Source organism: Nocardioides sp. NPDC057577 (assembly GCF_042801335.1).
In the GTDB taxonomy this organism is placed as follows: Bacteria; Actinomycetota; Actinomycetes; order Propionibacteriales; family Nocardioidaceae; genus Nocardioides.
The window spans coordinates 1-21,436 of record NZ_JBHVGB010000095.1 but is presented as its reverse complement, the minus strand read 5'-3'; the positions used below and the strand labels follow the sequence as shown (position 1 = coordinate 21,436).

The following is a 21,436-nucleotide window of genomic DNA, read 5'->3' as shown; positions in this document are numbered from 1 at the left end:
GGGCCCGGTATGGGCCCGGTGTGCAACAACCGCTGTCGCCGTTCGCGGGTCAGCAGACGGCGTCTGCGGAAGAGTCGCAGGCGCTGAGAATCCGCTTGGTGACCTCGTCGACCTCGCCGAGGCCGTCGACCTCGACGATGAGGCCGCGCTCGCGATACGCGCCGATCAGCGGCGCAGTCTGCTCGAGATAGATCTCTTGACGGCGACGGATGATGTCCTCGGTGTCATCGGCGCGGCCCTCGATCCGGGCACGCTGCAGCAGGCGCGTGACGACCTCGTCCTCGTCGACGACGAGGCTGATGACGGCATCGAGCTCGTGGCCGGTGGACTCGATCATCCCGTCGAGCTCCTCGACCTGGGCGAGCGTGCGGGGATAGCCGTCGAGCAGGAATCCGCCGGCCGCATCGGGCTCGCCGATCCGGTCGCGAACCATGTTGTTGGTGATCTCGTCCGGGACGTACTCGCCGGCGTCCAGATACCGCTTGGCCTCCAGGCCGAGCGGAGTGGCCAGCGATACGTTGGTGCGGAAGATGTCGCCGGTGGAGATGGCCGGGATGCCGTGGTGCTGGGCGATGTGCTTGGCCTGGGTGCCCTTGCCCGCGCCCGGCGGGCCCATGATGATGATCCGCATCAGAGGCCTCCCCCCGCCCGGTGATCGCCGGCCGCATGCTGGGCGCAGGACCGGCACGTCTCTGGAGACGTCATGTCGACGGGAAGCTCCCAGAAGGTGAACCAGAGCGCCGTCGGCTCTCCGCAGGCAGTTCGTTGGGATCCGTTCCTTCGGATGTGGACGGTCCCCCAGGGCAGTCGGTGGCGAGAGTGCCGGGGCTGTGTCTGCGGCGCTGTCACGAGCCACTGCATGCCCACGTTGCCACGTGACTGGGGCCTGGGGAGAGTCGCAGGCGCTGGTGTCATCTCGGATCCCTTCGGCTACTTGATCTCGGCGATGACGGCGCCGTTGGCGACGGTCTCGCCGACGGTGGCGTTGAGGCCGGTGATGGTGCCGGTCTTGTGGGCCTTGAGGGGCTGTTCCATCTTCATGGCTTCGATGACCACGACGACGTCGCCCTCGGCGACCTCTTGGCCTTCCTCGACGGCGATCTTGACGATGGTGCCCTGCATCGGGGAGGTGACCGAGTCGCCCGAGGCGGCTGCGCCGGCCTTCTTCGCCGACCGCTTCGGCTTCTTCGCCGCACCCGCACCGCCGCCGGTGGTGAGTCCGCCGAGCCCGGCGGGCAGGGAGACGGTGAGGCGCTTCCCGCCGACCTCGACCACCACGGTCTGCCGCTCGACGTCTTCGGCCGCCTCGCCGGTGCCGGCGTAGGGGGTGATCTGGTTGTCGAAGTCGGTCTCGATCCAGGTCGTGTAGACATCGAAGGAGCCGTTGGTGGCGGTGTAGGCGGGGTCGTTGACCACGGCCTGGTGGAAGGGGATCGCGGTGGGCATCCCGTCGACCTTGAACTCCTCCAGCGCCCGGCGTGAGCGTTCCAGGGCGTGTTCGCGGGAGGAGCCGGTGATGATGAGCTTGGCGATGAGGGAGTCGAAGGCGCCCGGGATGGTCTCACCCTTCTCATAGCCCCCGTCCAGGCGTACCCCGGGGCCGGCCGGGGGTGCCCATTCGGTCAGGGTGCCCGGCGCCGGCATGAAGTTGTTGCCGCCGTCCTCGGCGTTGATCCGGTACTCGATGGAGTGGCCGCGGACCTCGGGGTCGTCGTAGCCGAGCTCTTCACCGGCGGCGATGCGGAACATCTCGCGGACCAGGTCGAGGCCGGTGACTTCCTCGGAGACGCAGTGTTCGACCTGGAGGCGGGTGTTGACCTCGAGGAAGGAGATGGTGCCATCGGCCGCGACCAGGAACTCACAGGTCCCCGCGCCGACGTAGCCGGCCTCACGCAGGATGGCCTTGGAGGATTCGTAGAGGCGCTTGTTCTGCTCGTCGGTGAGGTAGGGGGCGGGGGCTTCCTCGACCAGTTTCTGGTGGCGGCGCTGCAGGGAGCAGTCACGCGTGGAGACCACGACCACGTTGCCGTGGGTGTCGGCCAGGCACTGGGTCTCGACGTGGCGGGGTTTGTCGAGGAACTTCTCCACCAGACACTCCCCGCGACCGAACGCGCCGATGGCCTCACGGACCGCGGACTCGTACAGGTCGGGGATCTCCTCCAGGGTCCGGGCGACCTTCAGACCACGACCGCCGCCACCGAAGACCGCCTTGATCGCGACCGGGAGACCGTGCTCGGTGGCGAAGGCGACGATCTCGGAGGCGTCCTTGACCGGCTCCTTCAGACCCGGCGCCAGCGGCGCGCCGGCCTTGAGCGCGATCTGCTTGGCCTTGGCCTTGTCACCGAGGGCGTCGATGGCCTCGGGGGAGGGCCCGATCCAGGTCAGCCCGGCCTCGATCACGGCAGTGGCGAAGTCGGCGTTCTCGGCCAAGAACCCGTAGCCGGGGTGGACCGAGTCCGCCCCGGACTGGCGGGCGACGTCGAGGATCTTCTCGATGGAGAGGTAGGACTCCGCCGGGGTCGCGCCGCCCAGTGCGTAGGACTCATCGGCCAGCCGTACGAACAGCGCGTCACGGTCCGGGTCGGCATAGATCGCGACCGAGCCGATCCCGGCGTCCTTGCACGCACGGATCACTCGCACGGCGATCTCACCGCGGTTGGCGATCAAGACCTTTGTCAGTTCAGGCACGGTGTCTGCTTTCTACGACGTTCAGCTCGGGAACGCGCTGGCGCGCCAGGCGTTGGGGCCGGGGTGGATGGGGGTACGCAGCTTGGGGGTGGCCCACAGGGAGCGCGGCTTCTTCGTGGGTGCCTGGCCTGAACCGAGGGCGGAGAAGACGGCCACGATCGCGGCGATCTCCTCGGGGGTGGCGTTGTGGTCGATGACCTTGAGCAGGGGCTTCTGCTGAGCCTTGTCCTGGGTGGTCGGGTCTTCGGCCGGTTCCTCGGGCGTGGTCACAGCGGGATGTTCCCGTGCTTCTTGGCGGGCAGGGTCTCGCGTTTGGTGCGTAGCAGCCGTAGCGCGCGGGTGACTTCGGCGCGGGTTTCGTGGGGTGGGATGACCGCGTCGATGTAGCCGCGTTCGGCGGCGATGTAGGGGTTGGCGAGGGTGGTTTCGTACTCGTCGATCAGCTCGGCGCGTTTGGCCTCGACGTCTCCGCCGGCGGCCTCGACCGCTGCCAGGGTCTTGCGGTGGACGATGTTGGCGGCGCCTTGGGCGCCCATGACCGCGATCTGGGCGGTGGGCCAGGCCAGGTTGATGTCGGCGCCGAGGTGTTTGGAGCCCATCACGTCATAGGCGCCGCCGTAGGCCTTGCGGGTGATGATGGTGACCAGCGGGACGGTGGCCTCGGCGTAGGCGTAGATCAGCTTGGCGCCGCGGCGGATGATGCCGTTGTGTTCCTGGTCGGTGCCGGGCAAGAACCCGGGCACGTCGACGAAGGTGATCACGGGGACGTTGAAGGCGTCGCAGGTGCGGACGAAGCGGGCGGCCTTCTCGGAGGCGTCGATGTCGAGACAGCCGGCGAACTGCATCGGCTGGTTGGCCACGATCCCGACCGGGCGGCCCTCGATCCGGGCGTAGCCGATCAGGATGTTGGGTGCCCACAGCGGCTGGACCTCGAGGAACTCCTCATCATCGACGATGTGGGCGATGACCTCGTGCATGTCGTAGGGCTGGTTCCCGCCATCGGGGATGAAGGTGTCCAGCTCCCGGTCCAGATCAGTGATCTCCAGATCGGCGGTCTCGTCGAAAGCCGGCGGCTCTTCCATGTTGTTGGAGGGCAGGTAGGACAGCAGGGCCTTGACGTAGTCGATCGCGTCGGCCTCATCAGAGCCCATGTAGTGGGCCACACCCGACTTGGAGTTGTGGGCCAGGGCGCCGCCGAGCTCCTCCATGGTGATGTCCTCGCCGGTGACGGTCTTGATCACGTCGGGGCCGGTGATGAACATGGCCGAGGTCTTGTCGACCATGATCGTGAAGTCGGTGACCGCGGGGGAGTAGACGTGCCCGCCGGCGCAGTTGCCCATGATCAGGCTGATCTGCGGGATCACCCCGGAGGCGTGGACGTTGCGTTTGAAGATCTCGCCATACAGACCCAAGGACACCACGCCTTCCTGGATCCGGGCGCCGGCGCCCTCGTTGATCCCGATCAGCGGGGACCCGGTCTTGATCGCCAGGTCCATGATCTTGGTGATCTTCTCGCCGTAGACCTCACCCAGCGAGCCACCGAAGACGGTGAAGTCCTGGGAGAACACACAGACCTGGCGGCCCTCGATGGTGCCGTACCCGGTGACCACACCATCACCGAAGGGCCGGTTCTTCTCCAGCCCGAACGCAGTGGACCGGTGCCGGGCCAGCTCGTCGACCTCCTGGAAGGAGCCCTCATCGAGCAGCATCTCGATCCGCTCACGAGCGGTCTGACGCCCCTTGGCATGCTGCTTCTCCACCGCCTTCGCGGAACCAGCATGGACGGCCTCGTCAACACGACGCTCCAGCTCGGCCAGCTTCCCGGCAGTCGTGTGCAGGTCGATGACTGGCTCGTTCGTCGGTTCGACGCTCACGCGGCCACCTCCGTCGCGCAAGCGCCAATGTACGGACGCGGCCGCGTGTTGTACTGACGGTTTGCTCGCTGACGCTCGCTCACGTTGGCTCCTTTGGACTTCGTGCGATCTGGGGGTCAATCTAATCCCGTGCCACCTTTCGCGATGCGACGCCCGTCACTTGACCGCTCCCGGCTCGAAGCGCTGCCGGGCGGGTGGCGCGTCGAGATCCTCGACGAGACGCCCTCGACCAATGCCGCGCTGGCCGAGCGTGCGCGGTCGGGCGAGGAGCCGGGCCTGGTGATCACCACCGAGCACCAGACCGCCGGCCGCGGGCGCCTGGACCGGGGGTGGATCACCCCTGCGCGATCGGCGCTGACGGTCTCGGCACTGCTGCGGCCTTCGCCCTCGATCCCGGTCGAGCGGTGGCCGTGGCTGCCGCTGATGACCGGAGTCGCGGTTGCGTCGGTACTGCGCACGAAGGGGTACGCAGCCGGGCTGAAGTGGCCCAACGATGTGCTCATCGAAGGTCGCAAGGTCTGCGGGATCCTGATCGAGCGGATCGAGACGTCCGAAGGCGCGGCCGCAGTGATCGGGTTCGGGCTCAACACCTCGCTGACGCGCGAGGAGCTGCCGATCGAGACCTCCACCTCGTTGGAGCTGGAGAGCGGGGCACCCGTCGACCGCACCGAGATGCTTGCCGCGCTGCTGGAGGAGCTGGGGGCTGCGTACGAGATCTGGGGGTCGGACCCCGACGAGCTCGCCCGCCGCTACCGGGAGCTCTCGGTGACCATCGGCGAGCAGGTACGTGCCGAGCTTCCGGGCGGGGAGGTCTGGGAGGGCACGGCCACCGAGATCGACGACTTCGGCCGGCTGGTCATCGCGACCGACGCCGGGTCGCGGGTGGTCGGCGCGGGCGACGTCATCCACGCCCGGCTCCGCGGGCGGTCGTGACGTACCGAATGGCATGATCTGTTCGTGGCGAAATCGAAGCAGCCCGTCAACCTGACCTCGGCGGAGGTCGCCGAGAAGGCCGGCGTGAGCCTGGAGCAGGCGAAGCGTCTGTGGCGTGCCCTCGGGTTCCCGGAGATCAAGGACGACGAGGCGTTCTTCGACGAGGCGGACGTGCAGGCCCTGGCCAAGGCCAACGAGATCTCCGGCAACGGGCTGGTCAGCTTCGACCTCGTCGTCAACCTGACCCGCGGAATCGGGCAGTCGATGGCGCGCCTGTCCGACTACGAGGTCTCCGCGCTGCTGCACCACGTCGAGACCCAGAACGAGGACGACCGGACGCCCGCCGAGCTGCTGAAGGCGACCGTTTCGGTCTCCGAGCAGTTCGAGAGCGCGTTCGAGGAGATGATGATCTTCGCCTGGCGCCGGCACACGCGCGCCGCGCTCGCTCGGGCCGAGGCGTCCGTCGCCGGCCCCGAGGAGCAGCTGGGCACCGTCTGGCAGACGGTCGGGTTCGCAGACATCGTCTCGTTCACCGCGCTGTCGAACACGCTGACCGAGGAGAAGATCGGCGACCTGGTCGAGCTCTTCGAGTCGCGGTGTGCCGACGTGGTGGCGACCTGGGGCGGCCGGATCATCAAGTCGCTCGGCGACTCGGTGCTCTTCGTCAACGACGACCCGCTCCAGGCCTACGGCACCGCGGAGGGGATCATCAACGTGATCGGCCGGGACCCGCGGATGCCGGACGTACGTGTCGGGCTCGCCTCCGGCAACGTCGTCTCGCGTCTTGGAGACGTCTTCGGGCCGCCCGTGAACATGGCCGCGCGGCTGACCGCCGTCGCTCGCCGCAACCGGATCATCATCGACGAGGCGACCGCCGGGACGATGCCCGATGACGAGTTCGAGACCCGGCGACTGGCCGCTCGACCGGTGCGAGGGTTCGGGATCGTGGAGCCCGTCGCGGTCCGCCGTGTCTGAATCGTGACCTTCTAGGGCGTTGCTGACCTGCGACTTCGCAGATCTGTTCACATTCCGTTGTAATTAACAGTCGATCAACACGGGGTGGCGACGGCTTTACCTGGCCATGCCTTGGTGGGCATGGTTGAGTGCGCCGTTCGGGGGCGGACGTTCGTCATGCCCATTTCGTTGCACATTGGCATGAAGATGTCAGTGGCAATATCGTGCAATCCTTTGCCAAGGGCTCTTTACCTCCCTAATGTCGGTCTCATGATCGAGGTACAGGAGATCAAGCTCGACCCGGAGACACGGCGAGCATGGCGGAACGATGAGGAGCTGACGCTCTCTCGCAAGGAGTTCGACCTGGTTCACGCCCTGATCAGGAGGGCTGGCAACGTCGTCTCCCGCGACGAGTTGATGAGGGACGTGTGGAACGCGACCTTCTACACCTCGTCGAAGACCATCGACGTACACCTGGGATGGGTGCGTCGCAAGCTGGGCGACGACCCCCGGAAGCCCCATCTGATCACCACGCTGCGCGGCAAGGGCCTGCGCTTCGAGAAGGCCTGACCTTCGTCCACTGCCGGGGGTCAGGTTTCGCGGATTGCGTGAGGGGGATCCGCGAAATCGGCCCCGGCGGGGCAGTCTCATTACGCTGTCGCCGTGACCCTCGCACCGACACTCGCGATCATCGGCGGCGGCCAGCTGGCCCGCATGATGGCTCAGCCCGCAATCGAGCTCGGCCTCCCGCTCCGGCTTCTCGCCGAGGGCGAGGGCGTGTCGGCCGCTCAGGTCATCCCCGACCAGATGGTCGGCGACTACCGCGACCTGGACACGTTGAAGAAGGTCACCGAGGGGTGCGAGGTGGTCACCTTCGACCACGAGCATGTCCCGACCGAGCACCTGCACGCGCTCGAGGCCGCCGGAGTGGCGGTCCGCCCCGGCCCGGACGCGCTCGTGCACGCCCAGGACAAGGGCGTCATGCGCGCTCGGCTGACCGAGCTCGGTATCCCGTGCCCGCGCAACGCCATCGTGTCGTCCACGGCCGAGGTCGAGGCGTTCGGGTTCCCGTGCGTCCTCAAGACCACCCGCGGCGGCTATGACGGCAAGGGCGTCTGGGTCGTACGCGACGTCGCCGATGTCGCCGAGCCGCTTCGTGTCGCCGAGGAGGCGGGGGTCCAGGTTCTGGCCGAGGAGCTCGTCGACTTCCGCCGGGAGCTGTCCGCGATCGTCGCCCGTTCGCCGAGCGGCCAGGCCGCTGCGTACCCGGTCGTGCACACCTACCAGGAGAACGGCGTCTGCAAGGAGGTCATCGCTCCGGCGCCCGACCTCTCGCCCGAGCTCGCCGTCGAGGGCGAGCAGATCGCGCTGCGTATCGCCGGTGAGCTCGGCGTCGTCGGCATCCTGGCGGTCGAGATGTTCGAGACCGTCGACGGCCGGCTGCTCGTCAACGAGCTCGCGATGCGCCCCCACAACACCGGCCACTGGACCCAGGACGGCGCCGTCACCTCGCAGTTCGAGAACCACCTGCGTGCGGTCATGGACCTGCCCCTGGGCTCACCCGCGCCCCGCGCGAAGTGGTCGGTGATGGTCAACATCCTCGGCTCGACCCGGGACAACGTCGGCCGCCTCTACGACGGCTACCCCCACGCCATGGCCCGTGACCCCCACCTCCGCGTCCACCTCTACGGCAAGGAGATGCGCCCGGGTCGCAAGGTCGGCCACGTCAACGTCTACGGCGACGACCTCGACGACTGTCTCGAGCGCGCCCGCCACGCCGCCGACTGGTTTCAGGGCGACCTCGGCAACGACTCCGACTGACCTCGACCCCCGCCGAATCTGTAGTTCGGGGCGTCGAAACTGCACTTCTGGACATCGAGTCGGGAGTTCTGCAAACGCCAGAACCACCGACTCGCGCGCCAAAACTGAGGATTCGGCGTCCAGAAGTGACGACTCGGCCGCCAGAACTACAGATTCGGCGGGGGTCAGAGGCCTAGGCGCTGGCGTTCGGTGGCGACGACGTCGCGGGCGATCTCGGCGTCGGAGGCATCAGAGGCGAGGGTGGTGGAGGGGTCCTCGGGGTGCGAGGTCTCGTACGCTTCGGGGCTGCTGGCGGCGGTGGCGCTGACCCGGGCGAAGTCGTCGAAGAGCTCGGCCTTGGCCGCAAGGATGTCGTGGATGCGCTGGTCGACGCCGATCTCGGAGAGCAGGCGGTGGACCTGGACGGACTGGAGCTGGCCCATCCGGCGGGCGCGGGCGATGGCCTGCCACTCGATGGTCGGCTTGAGCTGGGGCTCACAGATGACCACGACCGACGCCGACTGGATGTTGAGGCCCACCCCGCCGGCGACGATCTGGGTGACCAGCACGGCACCGTGTCCGGCCGCGGAGAACTCGTCGACCATCTGCTGGCGCTCCTCGGCGGGCACCGATCCGGTCAGGGGCCCGAAGACCTCGCCCGGCAGCAGCGTGACCAGGTCGTCGAGGACCTTCCTGAAGTGGGAGAATACGATCACGCGACGGCCGTTCTCCTCGGCCTCGCCGACGATCTCGACCAGCCGTTCGACCTTCGCCGACGAGGTGCCCTGAAGCATCGCGGCCTGGCGCATGGCCATGAAGTTGCCGTCGCGGACGCATTCGGCGTACGCCCTCTCGTCGGCGACGGACAGGGGCAGCCAGTCCTCGACCTCGACGAGGTCGGGGAGCTCGGTGAGCACGTCCTCCTGGTTGCGGCGCAGGTAGACCGGGGCGACCTGCTTGCGGAACCGGTGCGGGTTGAACTCGTCGGCGGAGAGCAGCAGGTCGGGGCGGAGATAGGAGACCAGGTTGCGGAACTCGTCGATGCGGTTCTCCATCGGCGTGCCGGTGAGCAGGATGGCGCGCTCGGAGGCGTCGAGGACGCGGCGTACGCGTTCGGTGCGCTGGGTGCGCGGCGACTTGATCATGTGTGCCTCGTCGACCACGACGCAGGCGACCTCGACCTGGTCGAGGAACGGCTGGATCGCGTTGAGCGTCTCGTAGGTGGTCACCGCGACGCCGCCCTGCTCGACCCAGATCTTGGCGGCCTTCAGACGGCGGCTGCCGTGGAGACGGTGGGGGATCAGGGTCGTCTTCGAGTCGGTCTCGCGCACCCAGTTGGTGACCACGGCAGCGGGGCAGACGACCAGCGTGTGGGACGCGCCCATCGCGTGCAGGTGGGCGAGCACGGCCAGCGACTGGAGCGTCTTGCCGAGCCCCATCTCGTCGCCGATGATCACCTTCATCTGCACCAGCGCGAACCGGACGCCGAAGTGCTGGTAGCCGCGCAGCGAGGCGGTCAGGTTGTTGGTGCGCAGCTCCTGGGCCCGCACCGCCTCGATGATCTCGGCGGACAGGTCGCCGTGGATCTTGTCCTCGTCCTCGGTGAGGAAGCCGAGCTCGGAGAGCATCGCGTAGTAGTCGGCCGGCCGCTTCTCGAAGTCCTCCCACGGGTCGGCGGGCCGGTTGCCCGGACGGATCCGGCGGGCCATCTCGGCTCGGTGGGCGATCGCCCGCAGCGCACTCTGGAAGTCCTCGAGGCTGGCCGCGTTGGCCAGGATCAGATGGAACCTCGCGCCGCCCTTGGACGGCTGAGTGAGCGACCGGGTCAGCGGCCGCAGCGACTGGACGAGGGCGAGCTCCGCCCCCGCGTCCTTCGTACGCCTCCCGGCCTCCCACTCCGCCAGCCGCGCAAGCAGCCTGGTGGCCGCCGGGGTGCGGCGCTCGTGGTCGATCGCGAGCGGCATCTCGTCGTAGGTGCGCTGCCACAGCGCCTGCGCGGCCTCCTGCATCCGCATCGCCGTGGCCGGGCCGACCCCGGGGAGCTCTCGCAGGTCAGAGGTGGGATGGATGACTTCGTGGACGGTGCGGATGCCGGCGTCGAGGAGCGGCTCGATGCGTACGAGGTCGGCGAGATCGTCGACCGGCAGCGACCTGACCGCGGTGTCGGTGTCCGCGCTCCGGACCGCGTTGGCGGCGTCGGTCGCGGCACGGCGCGCGGGTTCCTCGGAACGCCTGGCCTCGTTGAGCGTCTCACCCTCGTTGCGCAGCACCAGGACGCCCTTGCGCGGCGCCAGCACCGCCTCCGAGCCCAGCCCCGCGAGCGCCTCGAGGAGGCCGACGCTCGGCAGCAGCGCCTCGCGGATCCGCACCCGGCGGCGGGCCGGAAGCCTGCTCAGCTCGCCGAGCCGCGCCGGTGCCTGGACCTCGCCGGCCCAGCGATGCAGGTCGAGGACCCGTCGGCCGGCCAGCTCCGCGTCCTCGCGGCGGCTCCCGCGCACGAACAGCCGACGGGCACCGGCCGCCTTCTTCGCCTGCGCCACGTCCTCCGCGGCGGCGGTCAGTGCGTCGACGAGCTCCTGGGTGGTCCCCTCGACGGGGTCGAGCGCGTGCCGCCGTGCGATCGCGGCCAGCCGAGGTCCGTCGTTCCGGTCGAGCCCGATGCTGCGCCAGGCCACCTGGGCGGCGCGCTTCAGCTCGGCCGCGCTCTCCCGGTAGTGGTCGACCGCTTCGGCCGCCTCGTGCTCGATCTCGGCCCGGGCGCCGATTGCCGACCGAGCCTGACGGGACCAGGACGAGACCTCCCGCAGCCGGGATGGCAGCGCCTTGCGCTCCGCCTTGGTCAGCCCGGTGAACCGCTCGACCGCGGTCGGGTTCGGTGGCGCGCTGACGACGACGTCGGTGCTCGTAGGTCGATCCATCTGCCTTGGTGGGGGTCGTGGGGGAGAGGGTGCCAGCACACTAGCGGGCAGGACCGACATTCACGTGACAGGCAGGGGTCGGGTTCATGCCGTCTCCCGGAGGCGGTCGAGTCGGGCGGCGGCGGCCACCGCGCGCCCGAGCGCGATCGCGGCCGCGCCGAGCACAAGGAGACAGGCCCCGGCCGTCGCGGCGGCAATGGCCCATGGGGCCGAGAGATCGGTGCTGTCGACCTCCGGAGGCGTCGGGAACAGCGGGATGTCCGGCATGCTCAGACCGACCCCGAGCAGGCCGCAGGCCGCGCCCGCGAGCACGCCGACCGCCACCGGAGCCAGCTGCGCGGCCCCGGCCAGGCGGCGCGTGATGCGCCGGTCGACCCCGGCCATCGTCAACGAGGCCAGATCACGAGCACTCGTACGCCACCCGGTGATCGTGAGCACGATCGACCCCAGCAGCGCGATCACCACAGCGGCGAGACCCACCATGCCGCCGAGCCACAGGCTCCAGGTGGCCACGGTCTCGTCGAGGCCGTGGCGGGCATCACTCAGCGTGCGGGTATCCGCCACGACCACGCCCTGCCCGGCGAGTGCGTCGGTGACCTCGTCGAGGAACGCCAGGTCGTCCTCGGCGAACCACAACGAGATGCTCGAGTCGCCGTCGGGTGCGGCGAGCTCGACGGCGGTGTCGAGATCGACCAGGGCCAGGTCACGGATGCCGCCCGGGATCCGGTCGACGACGGCGACCCGCTTGCCCTTCTGTTCGATTCCGTCGAGACCGAGAACGACCGGGTCGTTCGTCTCCCCGAGGGCTCCCGTGGTGATCGTGGCGATCGGTTCGCGGGCGGCACCCTCGCCGAGCGCAGTCCAGGCCGCCGCGGACGGTTCCCGGCCGGGCGTGAAGAGCGCGATCCGGCTGAATCCCTCGGGCTCGACCGCGAGCGCCATCGCCGCCCCGCTGGGTGCTGTGACGCGTACGACCGGAGTGACGCGCCGACCGTCGGGGTCGACCCTGGCGAGTGTCGCCCGGACCCGCTCGAGCCGCGCCGCCGTCGTCTCGGTGCCGTACTGCACCTCGGCGACCACGACCGCCCCCACCTCCTGCTCGGCGGCCAGCTCGCGGTTGCGGTCGCCGAGCGCCATCGCGCACATGGAGAAGACCGCGAGGCCGCTGGCCACGGTGACGAGGGTGACCATGTGACGCGTGGCGGCGTTGCGGGAGGCAGCCAGCAACGAGACACCGACGTGCAGCCGGCCGCGTTCGAGCAGGGCCCGGCCGAGCCGCACCGCGGCGGGGGCGAACAGGTGTGCCAGCACGAGCCCGACCATCATCGACAGCAACGCCGGCGCGGCCACCGCGATCGGCCCGGTGAGACTGCCGGTCACGAAGGCGACCACACAGGCACCGGTGGCCGCGATCGCAAGCGCGTCGCCCACCCCGAGCGCCCAGCCCGGACGGCGCCCGGACGTCTGTCGCAGCAGGTCGCCGAGCGGTTCGCGGGAGACGCGAGCTGCCGCTGCGTACGTCATGAGGGTGAGGGTCGCCGCCGCGATCACCAGGGCCACGGCCAGACCGCGCGGCAGCTCGAACGGAGCGCTCCCCGGCAGGACGTACGTCCGGACCAGGGCGGATCCGAGGAGCGCGGCGACGGCGCCCGGGACGATCCCGGCGAGCACCACGGGAAGCAGCTCGCGCATCAGCAGCGACCGAGCTCCGCGCGTGCCCGCCCCGCGCAGCCGCGCGACCACCACCTCGGGGCGTCGCTGATCGGTCGCGGCGCGCAGCATCAGCCACAGCACGATCATCCCCAGCAGAGCGAGCTGGACCAGCAGCAACGGGACGGTCGTACGTGACTGCTCGATCTGTCCGTCCACCCCGTCTGCCAGGGCCGGCAGCTCGGTGACGACGTCGGCCACGTCGCTGGTCCGGAGCGCGCGGATGTCCTCGGTCAGCCCGGCGAGCTCCTCGACCCCGACGGCCCCGATGCGCAGCCGGGCGCCGGCCCAGGCCCGCTCGTCGCGGTAGGCCACCGACGAGTCCTCGAACGTCGACGGGTCGGTCAGCCAGGTGTCGTGGGCGGGAGCCTCGCTCGACACGATTCCGGAGGCGCCGCTCAGCCGCAGTCCTTGCCACCAGCTCGCATCGTCCGGGCGGTAGATGCCGACGACCTCGAGGGACACGTTCGGTGGGTCGGCGCCCACGGGGAGGCCCGGTGGCGGCTCGACCAGGGTGCTCACCGTGTCGCCGACCACCCGATCGTAGATCTCGGCCTCGTTCTCGGTGACCAGGATCTGGCGGGGAGCATCCGGGCACGAGCCGGCGATGATCGTGATGTGGTCGCACTGGCCCGCCCGCCACCACAGCTCGCCCTCGGGCCCGCGTCTACCCAGTTTCGTGGTGGCGTTGCGTCCGTGCGCCGCGGGCCGGAACAGGTCCCCTGGGATCCGCTCCGCCAGCCCTTCCGGATCGGAGCCCACCCCGACTACCTGATCCTCCCCGCCGTAGAGCTGTACGTCGCGCTCGAAGGTGGACGCGCGCGCGAGCGTGACACCGACCGCCGCCTGCTGCATCGCTCGGTCGTAGAGCGGCGCGAACATGGCGCACGCGGCGATCAGCGCGGAGAGCGACGCGATGACCAGTGCCTGGCCCCATCGGTGGCGAAGGACGGACAGCATCAGGGCAGAGGTCGGGGCCAGGACGCGACCCCTTCGTCGAGCGCCAGCTCCGCGTCGGCCTCGGCCGCCGCCTCCGGGTCGTGGGTGGCGAGCACGACGATCGCGCCGCGCGCCGACTCGGCGCGGAGCGCGGCGATCATCCGCTCCCGGTTGCCGGCGTCCAGATCGCTGGTGGACTCGTCGGCGAGGATCACCGCGGCCCGCATCGCGAAGGCCCGAGCCAGGGCGACCCGCTGCTGCTGACCGCCGGAGAGCTCGTCGACGAGATGGCGGCCGGACTCCTGCAGCCCGACCAGATCCAGCGCCTCCTGGGCCCGGGCGCGAGCCTCCGCGGCCGGGGCGCCGAGGGCGAGCAGCGGCACCAGGATGTTCTCGGTGGCGTTGAGCGATCCGGCCAGCCCGTTGCCCTGCGGGATCAGGGCGACGCCGAGCCGAGCCGCCGTGTCCCGCGCGTCGAGCCGTGCCCCGTCCAGGCTGACGGTGCCCTCGACCGGTGCGAGAGCACCGCCGAGAGCCCACAGCAGCGATGACTTCCCGGCGCCCGAGGGACCGGTGACGGCGAGCACGGTGCCAGGCGCCAGGCGGAGGTCGAGCGGGCGCAGCGCCACCAGGTCGTCGTACGCCACGCTCAACCCCTCCGCGACCAGATCACTCATCGTCGGCTCCTTCCCGCTCCGGGACCAGCTCGTAGTGCCCACCCGCCGGATGGAACCGGACCAGCGTCCCCGGCGGCAGCTCGTCGCGGATGTGACCCGGCAGCGGCAGGAAACCGTCGGCCGTCACCACGGCGTACTCCTCGCCGCTGCGGCCCTCGCCACCGATCCGTCCGTCGCGGATGGTGACGGTCCGGGGGAGGAAGGCAGCGACGTGCGGGTCGTGGGTGACCAGCACGACGGTGGTCCCGTGGGTGCCGTTGATCTCGGCCAGGCGCTCGAGGACCCGGTCACGAGCACCGTGGTCGAGCTGGCTGGTCGGCTCGTCGGCGAGCACCAGCCCCGGACGTGTGCCGAGCGCGACCGCCATCGCCACCAGCTGCAGCTCGCCGGGAGTGAGCCGGGACAGCGGGCGATCCGCCACGGCCGGGATGCCGAGCTCCGCGAGCACCGCCTCCGGCGGGGGCAGGTCGATGCCGGCACGCCGCGCGGTGCGCTGCGCGAAGCGTACGTTGGCCGCCGGGGTGGCGTAGGGCAGCAGGTTGCGGGCGGCGCCCTGCAGGATCAGCGACACTCGCGTCGCCTGGAGCCGGTCGAGCTCCTTCGTCGAGGCCGCCGAGACCTCGTGCTCGCCCACGAAGATCTTGCCGGCGCTGGGCCGGAACAGGCCCGCGAGCAGGCTCATCAGCGTCGACTTGCCCGATCCGGACGGACCGAGCAGGCCCATCAGCTCGCCTGCCCGGACGTCGAGGTCGATGCCGGAGAGTGCGGCCACGTCGTGGCCCTCCGCGTGGTAGATGTGCACGAGTCCGTGGGTGCGGATCGCCATGCCGTTCATGCGGTCTCCCGGAGTCGGTCGAGTCGGGCCCGGGCGGCCACCGCACGGCCGAGGATCACGGCGGCGATGCCGAGCACGATCAGGCACCCGAGGCCGGCCACGGCGACCGCGGGCCACGGGATGCTCAGGTCGGTGGCGTCCACCAGGGGTGGCACCGCGAACAGAGGAATGTCGGGCAGCGTCAGGATCACGCCGTAGACGCCGCACCCGACACCTGCCGCGACCCCGACGAGCACCGGCAGCAGCTGGGCGCCGGCGGGAAGCCGGTCGACGACCCGGCGGTCGACGCCGGCGAGTCTCAGGGCGGCCAGGTCCCGGGCTCGGGTGCGCCAGCCGGTGACGGTGAGCACCGTCAGCGCCGCCACCGCGAGAAGCACCGCGGTCAGCCCGACCACGACGCCGAGCCAGAGGCTCCACGTCGCCACCGAGGCGTCGAGGTCGCGGCGCTCCTCGGTCAGGGTCTCGACCTGGGTGACGTTGACCCCCTCGTCGGCGAGCGCCGTCGTGACCTGGTCGAGGAACGCCTGGTCGGAGTCGGCGAACCAGAGCGAGATCACCGAGTCGATGTCGGGCTCGGCCCGCGTCCGGGCCGTGGCGAGGTCGACGACGGTGACCTGGGGTCCGTCACCGGGGATACGGTCGGCCTCGGCGACCGCGACGGCCTCCTGCTGGATCCCGTCGAGGCCGAGGACCTGCAGGTCGTCCTTCCCCGTCGCCGAGGCCTCACCGGACGTGATCGTCGGAGTCGGGCCGGTCGCGGTTCCGCTCGCGAGGGCCGCCCAGTCGTCCGGGCCGGGCCCGACGCCACCGCCGGCGAACGCGATCCGACGGAAGGCATCGGGATCGACCGCGAGCGTCGACACCGCGCCGTTGGCCGTGTCGACACGTACGACGGGAGTCACCCGGTCTGCCGCGGGATCGAGGTCGGACAGCACTCTCTCGATCGCCTTCAGCCGGTCGGCGGCGCCTGCCGCGCTCTGCAGCTCGGCGACCACAGGTGCGCCGGCGGACTGCTCGGCTGCGAGCTCCCGGTTGCGGTCGCCCACGACCAGCCCGCAGACGGAGAAGACGGCGAGGGCGCTGGCGACGGTGACCAGCGCGACCGTACGCCGCGTGACGATGCTCCGTGAGGCCTCCACGAGCGAGACGCCGAGGCGCAGCCGACCCCGGAGCAGGAGGGCGCCGCCCAGCCGGGCGGCGACGGGCGGAAGCAGGTGGGCGAGGACGAGCCCGACGAACACCGAGAGCAGTGCCGGCGCGGCCAGGGCGATCGGGCCGGTCAGGCTGCCGGTCACGAAGGCGACCACACCGGCGCCGGAGGCCGCGAGGACGACCGCGTCGGCGGCCCCCAGGCGCCATCCCGGGCGGCGGCCGGTGACCCGGTGCAGGAGCGTGCCGAGCGGTTCGCGGGCGACACGGATCGCGGCGGCGTACGTCACCAGCACGAGCACCAGCACCGCGACGACGATCGCGACCGCGAGACCCCGCCGCAGCTCGAACGGTGCCTCACCCGGCAGCACGTAGGACCGCGCCAGCCAGCTGCCGAGCAGCGCGGCTCCGACGCCTGGCGGGACCCCGAGGAGGACCGGCGGAAGCAGCTCACGGATCAGCAGCGACCTGGCACCTGTCGCGCCGCGTCCGCGCAGGCGTGCGACCACGACCTCGGGGCGGCGTTGATCCGTCGCTGCCAGCAGCATCAGCCACAGCACGAGGAGGCCCAGGAGCCCGAGCTGGCACAGCAGGAGTGGGACGGTCGTACGGCTCTGCTCGATCTGGGCATCCACGCGCTCGGTGAGCCCGGGGAGCGACGTGACGACCAGCGAGACCGTCTCGGTCGTCTCCAGGCTCTGTCTGGGCTCATCGTTGACCCGGTCCTGGAGCCCTCGCAGATCCGCCTCGAGTCCCGCCATCTCGTCGACCCCCACCGCGCTCGTACGCAGCCGCGTCCCGAGCCAGGAACGTTCGCGGAACAGGAACGGGGTGTCCCCTGTGAAGGTGGACTCGTCGGTCAGCCAGGCGTCGTGCTGAGCGTCCTCGGAGGAGGCGATCCCGGCCAGCCCGGAGAGCTGGGTCCCTTGCCACCAGACCTCGTCGGCCGGGAGGTAGGTGCCGACGATCTCGTAGCCGACCGTGGGTGTCTCCGGCGTCTCGAAGTTCTCGTCCATCAGCTGCTCTGCCGCCTTGGAGGTGACCGTCATTCCGACCCTCAGGTCGTAGACCTCCGCCTCGTTCTCGGTGACGATGATCTCGCGGCTCGCGTCGGGACAGGAGCCGGCGGTGATCTCGATGTGCTCGCACTGGCCTGCGCGCCACCACAGCTCGCCCTCGACCGGCTTCGCGACCCCGACGAAGGCTGCGTTCGTGGTCGCGTTGTGGCCCAGCACAGGTGTCTGGAACACCGGACTGCTGTCGGGGACGTAGGGAACCATGTCCGCGGGGTCGCTGCGCTCCTGGAACCACGTGACGTCGGGTCCGAAGATCTGCAGATCGCGCTCCACGCTCGGTGCGTTCTCGAGGGTGACATCGACCGCGGCCTGCTGCATCGCCCGGTCATAGACCGGGGCGAACGCCGCGCACATCGTGATCAGCGCAGACAGGAGCGCGATGGTCACGACCTGACCGGCGCGGTATCGCAGTGCTGCGAGCATCCAGCCACCTTTACCTAGTTCGCCTCGGCGCGGAAAGCGAAATACGGTCCGGTTAGCCTGTCCCCATGAGCGCTCGTGTAGGCATCGTGATGGGATCCGACTCCGACTGGCCGACGATGAAGGCCGCGGCGGAGCTTCTCGACGAGTTCGGGATCGAGTGGGAGGCCGACGTGAAGTCGGCCCACCGGATGCCGCAGGAGATGCTCGACTACGGCCGCGAGGCCGCCGGTCGAGGCATCTCGGTGATCATCGCGGGCGCCGGCGGTGCCGCGGCCCTTCCCGGGATGCTCGCGAGCGTCACCCCGCTGCCGGTCATCGGCGTCCCGGTGCCGCTGAAGTACCTCGACGGCCTCGACTCGCTGATGTCGATCGTGCAGATGCCCGGCGGCATCCCGGTGGCCACGGTCGCCATCGGCAACGCCAAGAACGCCGGCATCCTCGCGGCCCGCATCCTCGGCGTCGCCGACCCCGAGCTGCAGCAGAAGCTGGTGGCGTACGAGAAGTCGCTGGCCGAGCTCGCCGCGGCCAAGGGCGAGGTCGTCCGCAACGCCACCTCCTGACTCTCAGGGGCTCAGGGCAGGAGCGAGAGGCCCTTCACCAGCTTGTCGATGATCCGGCGGGGGCCGAAGAGGCTGACGGCGCAGTAGGACAGGTCGGCGCCGCGACTGTTCCCGACAGCGAACAGGTAGTCGTCGTACACCCTCGTGTGCTGCGCCTGCGTGGGCATGTCGATGACGGCGACGCCGGGCTGGGCGATGGCCTGTCGCCGCAGGTCGGTCAGCCGCTGGGCGGGGGCGCCCAGCACCGTACAGCCGATCCAGGGCAACCCCGGGTGGGCCGACTCGTCGGCGTCGATCGCGTCCTCCCCGAGGAGCCCGGCCGTACGCTGCGTGGTCGCCCCCGCGACGCAGACGGCCGCGTTCACCGCGCGTCCGGCGGGGAGGGTCTGGTCGACGACGACCACCCACTTGTAGGGCACGTCCCGCGTGCTCGCGGACTGGTCGATCTCCTCGGGGGTGAACCCGATGGTGGCCGTCTCGACGCCTGTGCTCATCACTCTGACTCCTGTCATTCGCCAACTGATTCGCTGACAAGTCTTGGGAACGTCAGGTCAGATCGCAACCTAGCCGGTCAATGTCAAGTTGATCGGCTAATCTGGCGTGCATGGACGAAGTCGACCGTCAGATATTGGCCGCCTGGACGATGGATGCACGGCGGAGCCTGCGGGACATCGCCGCCGAGGTCGGCGTCTCGGCGACCACCGTGCACGACCGCGCGCGGGCGATGCAGCGGCGTGGGCTCATCCGCGGTGCGTACCTCGACCTCGACCTCCGTCAGATCGACCGCGGCGTGCAGGCGCTGATCGCCGTCCGCATCCGGCCGCCCTCCCGCGCCAACATCGAGTCCTTCCGAGACTGGGTGAGCACCCTTCCCGAGACCATCGGCGTCTTCGTCACCTCCGGCCGGATGGACTTCATCGTGCACGTCGCGGTCGCCGACAACGACGAGCTCTACGGGTTCGTGATCGACCGGCTCACCTCACGCGCCGAGATCGCCGACGTCGAGACCTCGGTGATCTACGAGCACATGCGCACGCTGTCGGTCGAGTCGTAGCCCTACTTCAGGGCGCCGGCCCGGTCGCGCTGGAACCAGATCTTGCTGGGGCAGGTGTCCATCACCATCGGCACCCCGGCCGCGGTGGTGCGCTCGAAGGCCGACTCGTCGACCACGCCCATCTGGAACCAGACGCCCCCTGCGCCGATCGTCACGGCCTCGTCGGCGAACTGGCCGGCGGCCTCGGAGCGGCGGAAGACGTCGACGACGTCGATCCTCCCGACGGCCGCGGCGGCGTCGGTCAGGGTCGCGTAGACCTTCTCGCCGAGCACCTCCTTGCCCTCCGCGGCGGCACCGGGGTGGATCGGGATGATCCGCTTGCCGTGCTGCTGGAGCTCCTGGGCGATCGAGTAGGCCGTACGCCACGGATCGCCCGAGAGGCCGACGACCGCCCACGTCTCGGAGTCGTCGAGGAGCTTGTCGATGGTGTCCTGGTCGAGCCACGCAACGGTCATGTAGAGGACAACAACAACGTGGGGCAGCGGATTCCGTGACCCGTCGACTTACTGGCCAGTAGCACAAGGCATAGACTCCGGGACATGAGTGCCGAGTACCCGTTGTTCGCCCTCTCCGAGGAGCACCAGGAGATCCGCAAGGCGATCCGTGAGATCTGTGACGCCAAGATCGCGCCGGCTGCTGCTGCGGTCGACGAGGAGGCTCGCTATCCGCAGGAGGCGCACGACGCGTTGGTCGAGACCGAGTTCTTCGCGCCGCATGTGCCGGAGGCGTACGGCGGTGTCGGTGCCGACGCGCTCGCGACCGTCCTGGTCATCGAGGAGATCGCTCGCGCGGACGTCTCGGCCTCGCTGATTCCCGCGGTGAACAAGCTGGGCTCGCTGCCGGTGCAGATCGGTGGCTCCGAGGAGCTGAAGAAGAAGTACCTGGGCAAGCTCGCCGCCGGTGAGGGCAACTTCTCCTACTGTCTCTCCGAGCCCGACGCCGGCTCGGACGCCGCCAACCAGAAGACCCGCGCCGTACGCGACGGCGACTTCTGGGTGCTCAACGGTGTGAAGCGCTGGATCACCAACGCGGGCGTCTCGGAGTACTACACGGTGCTCGCGGTGACCGACCCCGAGAAGCGCTCCAAGGGCATCTCCGCGTTCGTGGTGGAGAAGTCGGATCCTGGGGTGTCCTTCGGTGCCCCGGAGAAGAAGCTCGGCATCAAGGGCTCGCCGACGCGCGAGGTCTACTTCGACAACGTACGCATCCCCGCCGACCGGCTCATCGGCGAGGAGGGTCTCGGGTTCACCTATGCGATGCAGACCCTCGACCACACTCGGATCACGATCGCCGCCCAGGCCGTCGGTGTCGCCCAGGGCGCGCTCGACTACGCGCTCGGCTACATCAAGGAGCGCAAGCAGTTCGGCAAGCCGATCGCCGAGTTCCAGGGCGTGGAGTTCATGGTCGCCGACATGGGCATGAAGATCGAGGCCGCCCGGCAGCTCACCTACGCCGCCGCCGGCCGTTCCGAGCGCGGCGACAAGGACCTGACGTTCTTCGGTGCCGCGGCCAAGGCGTTCGCGAGCGATGTCGCGATGCAGGTGACCACCGACGCCGTGCAGCTCTTGGGCGGCTACGGGTTCACCCGCGACTACCCGGTCGAGCGGATGATGCGCGACGCCAAGATCACCCAGATCTACGAGGGCACCAACCAGGTCCAGCGCATCGTCATGGCCCGCCAGCTCCTCGCCGGCATCCAGTCGACCCTGTGACCGATCGGTGGACGCGCCGGGGGTGGGCGAGTGGAACGGAGGGTGATTTTGACCATATATTGAACCAAGTTCTACGCAAAGGCGCCCCGGTAGTGGCACGGGGGCCGATTTTTGCGTAAATGGGGGGACAAACC

General features: G+C 69.8%; 18 protein-coding genes. 7 read left to right on the top strand and 11 right to left on the bottom strand.

What is annotated here, in order from left to right:
- Positions 1–49: 49 nt before the first annotated feature.
- The 4 genes from ACFU7D_RS18255 to ACFU7D_RS18240 all read right to left on the bottom strand — a co-directional run bounded on the left by ACFU7D_RS18255 (position 50) and on the right by ACFU7D_RS18240 (position 4,562).
- Positions 50–631, bottom strand: a complete 582-nt coding sequence (locus ACFU7D_RS18255; RefSeq protein WP_378728580.1) for an adenylate kinase — start codon at positions 629–631, stop codon at positions 50–52.
- 299 nt (positions 632–930) lie between these two features.
- Positions 931–2,688, bottom strand: coding sequence for an acetyl/propionyl/methylcrotonyl-CoA carboxylase subunit alpha (locus ACFU7D_RS18250; protein ID WP_378869625.1), 1,758 nt, complete (start codon positions 2,686–2,688; stop codon positions 931–933).
- A 21-nt stretch (positions 2,689–2,709) separates the two neighbouring features.
- Entirely contained in the window at positions 2,710–2,958 is a 249-nt protein-coding gene (locus ACFU7D_RS18245; protein ID WP_378869623.1) for an acyl-CoA carboxylase subunit epsilon, read from the bottom strand.
- Positions 2,955–4,562, bottom strand: coding sequence for an acyl-CoA carboxylase subunit beta (locus ACFU7D_RS18240; protein ID WP_378869620.1), 1,608 nt, complete (start codon positions 4,560–4,562; stop codon positions 2,955–2,957). Before ACFU7D_RS18240 ends, ACFU7D_RS18245 begins: the two co-directional genes overlap by 4 nt.
- Before the next feature lie 144 nt (positions 4,563–4,706).
- Here ACFU7D_RS18240 and ACFU7D_RS18235 point away from each other — a divergent pair, with 144 nt between their 5' ends.
- The 4 genes from ACFU7D_RS18235 (at position 4,707) to ACFU7D_RS18220 (ending at position 8,270) form a co-directional block, all read left to right on the top strand.
- The gene (locus ACFU7D_RS18235) at positions 4,707–5,495 is read left to right on the top strand and encodes a biotin--[acetyl-CoA-carboxylase] ligase (protein WP_378869617.1); all 789 of its coding nucleotides are present in this window, start codon (positions 4,707–4,709) and stop codon (positions 5,493–5,495) included.
- 24 nt (positions 5,496–5,519) lie between these two features.
- Entirely contained in the window at positions 5,520–6,470 is a 951-nt protein-coding gene (locus tag ACFU7D_RS18230) for an adenylate/guanylate cyclase domain-containing protein (RefSeq protein WP_378730754.1), read from the top strand.
- A gap of 249 nt (positions 6,471–6,719) precedes the next feature.
- Positions 6,720–7,019 carry a winged helix-turn-helix domain-containing protein gene (locus ACFU7D_RS18225; RefSeq protein WP_357338992.1) on the top strand — a complete coding sequence of 100 codons (300 nt, stop codon included), beginning with the start codon at positions 6,720–6,722 and terminating at the stop codon, positions 7,017–7,019.
- Positions 7,020–7,112: 93 nt separating this feature from the next.
- Positions 7,113–8,270, top strand: coding sequence for a 5-(carboxyamino)imidazole ribonucleotide synthase (locus ACFU7D_RS18220; RefSeq protein WP_378730757.1), 1,158 nt, complete (start codon positions 7,113–7,115; stop codon positions 8,268–8,270).
- 164 nt (positions 8,271–8,434) lie between these two features.
- Here ACFU7D_RS18220 and ACFU7D_RS18215 read toward each other — a convergent pair whose 3' ends face one another.
- From ACFU7D_RS18215 to ACFU7D_RS18195, 5 genes are all read right to left on the bottom strand, one after another.
- Entirely contained in the window at positions 8,435–11,167 is a 2,733-nt protein-coding gene (locus ACFU7D_RS18215; RefSeq protein WP_378869613.1) for an SNF2-related protein, read from the bottom strand.
- An 84-nt stretch (positions 11,168–11,251) separates the two neighbouring features.
- A complete protein-coding gene (locus ACFU7D_RS18210; RefSeq protein WP_378869610.1) occupies positions 11,252–13,837 on the bottom strand; it encodes an FtsX-like permease family protein in 2,586 nt (861 codons plus the stop codon).
- The gene (locus ACFU7D_RS18205) at positions 13,837–14,493 is read right to left on the bottom strand and encodes an ATP-binding cassette domain-containing protein (RefSeq protein WP_378869608.1); all 657 of its coding nucleotides are present in this window, start codon (positions 14,491–14,493) and stop codon (positions 13,837–13,839) included. The genes ACFU7D_RS18210 and ACFU7D_RS18205 overlap by 1 nt, the downstream gene beginning before the upstream one ends.
- On the bottom strand, positions 14,486–15,328 hold the full coding sequence (locus tag ACFU7D_RS18200) for an ABC transporter ATP-binding protein (protein ID WP_378869605.1): 843 nt from the start codon (positions 15,326–15,328) through the stop codon (positions 14,486–14,488). Before ACFU7D_RS18200 ends, ACFU7D_RS18205 begins: the two co-directional genes overlap by 8 nt.
- A complete protein-coding gene (locus tag ACFU7D_RS18195; RefSeq protein WP_378869602.1) occupies positions 15,325–17,976 on the bottom strand; it encodes an FtsX-like permease family protein in 2,652 nt (883 codons plus the stop codon). Before ACFU7D_RS18195 ends, ACFU7D_RS18200 begins: the two co-directional genes overlap by 4 nt.
- A 65-nt stretch (positions 17,977–18,041) precedes the next feature.
- Between ACFU7D_RS18195 and purE the strand changes: the two genes are divergently transcribed.
- Positions 18,042–18,536, top strand: a complete 495-nt coding sequence (purE, locus tag ACFU7D_RS18190) for a 5-(carboxyamino)imidazole ribonucleotide mutase (RefSeq protein ID WP_355020309.1) — start codon at positions 18,042–18,044, stop codon at positions 18,534–18,536.
- A gap of 11 nt (positions 18,537–18,547) precedes the next feature.
- On the opposite strand, the gene ACFU7D_RS18185 is transcribed toward purE, so the two are convergent.
- On the bottom strand, positions 18,548–19,030 hold the full coding sequence (locus tag ACFU7D_RS18185; RefSeq protein ID WP_378869600.1) for a DUF2000 domain-containing protein: 483 nt from the start codon (positions 19,028–19,030) through the stop codon (positions 18,548–18,550).
- A 110-nt stretch (positions 19,031–19,140) separates the two neighbouring features.
- On the opposite strand from ACFU7D_RS18185, the gene ACFU7D_RS18180 reads away from it, so the two are divergent.
- A complete protein-coding gene (locus ACFU7D_RS18180; protein ID WP_378869597.1) occupies positions 19,141–19,590 on the top strand; it encodes an Lrp/AsnC family transcriptional regulator in 450 nt (149 codons plus the stop codon).
- Between the two features lie 2 nt (positions 19,591–19,592).
- Here ACFU7D_RS18180 and ACFU7D_RS18175 read toward each other — a convergent pair whose 3' ends face one another.
- Positions 19,593–20,045 carry a CoA-binding protein gene (locus ACFU7D_RS18175; RefSeq protein WP_378869595.1) on the bottom strand — a complete coding sequence of 151 codons (453 nt, stop codon included), beginning with the start codon at positions 20,043–20,045 and terminating at the stop codon, positions 19,593–19,595.
- Positions 20,046–20,129: 84 nt separating this feature from the next.
- Between ACFU7D_RS18175 and ACFU7D_RS18170 the strand changes: the two genes are divergently transcribed.
- Complete coding sequence (locus ACFU7D_RS18170; RefSeq protein ID WP_378730772.1) at positions 20,130–21,302, top strand: acyl-CoA dehydrogenase family protein; 1,173 nt, start codon at positions 20,130–20,132, stop codon at positions 21,300–21,302.
- Positions 21,303–21,436: the final 134 nt, after the last annotated feature.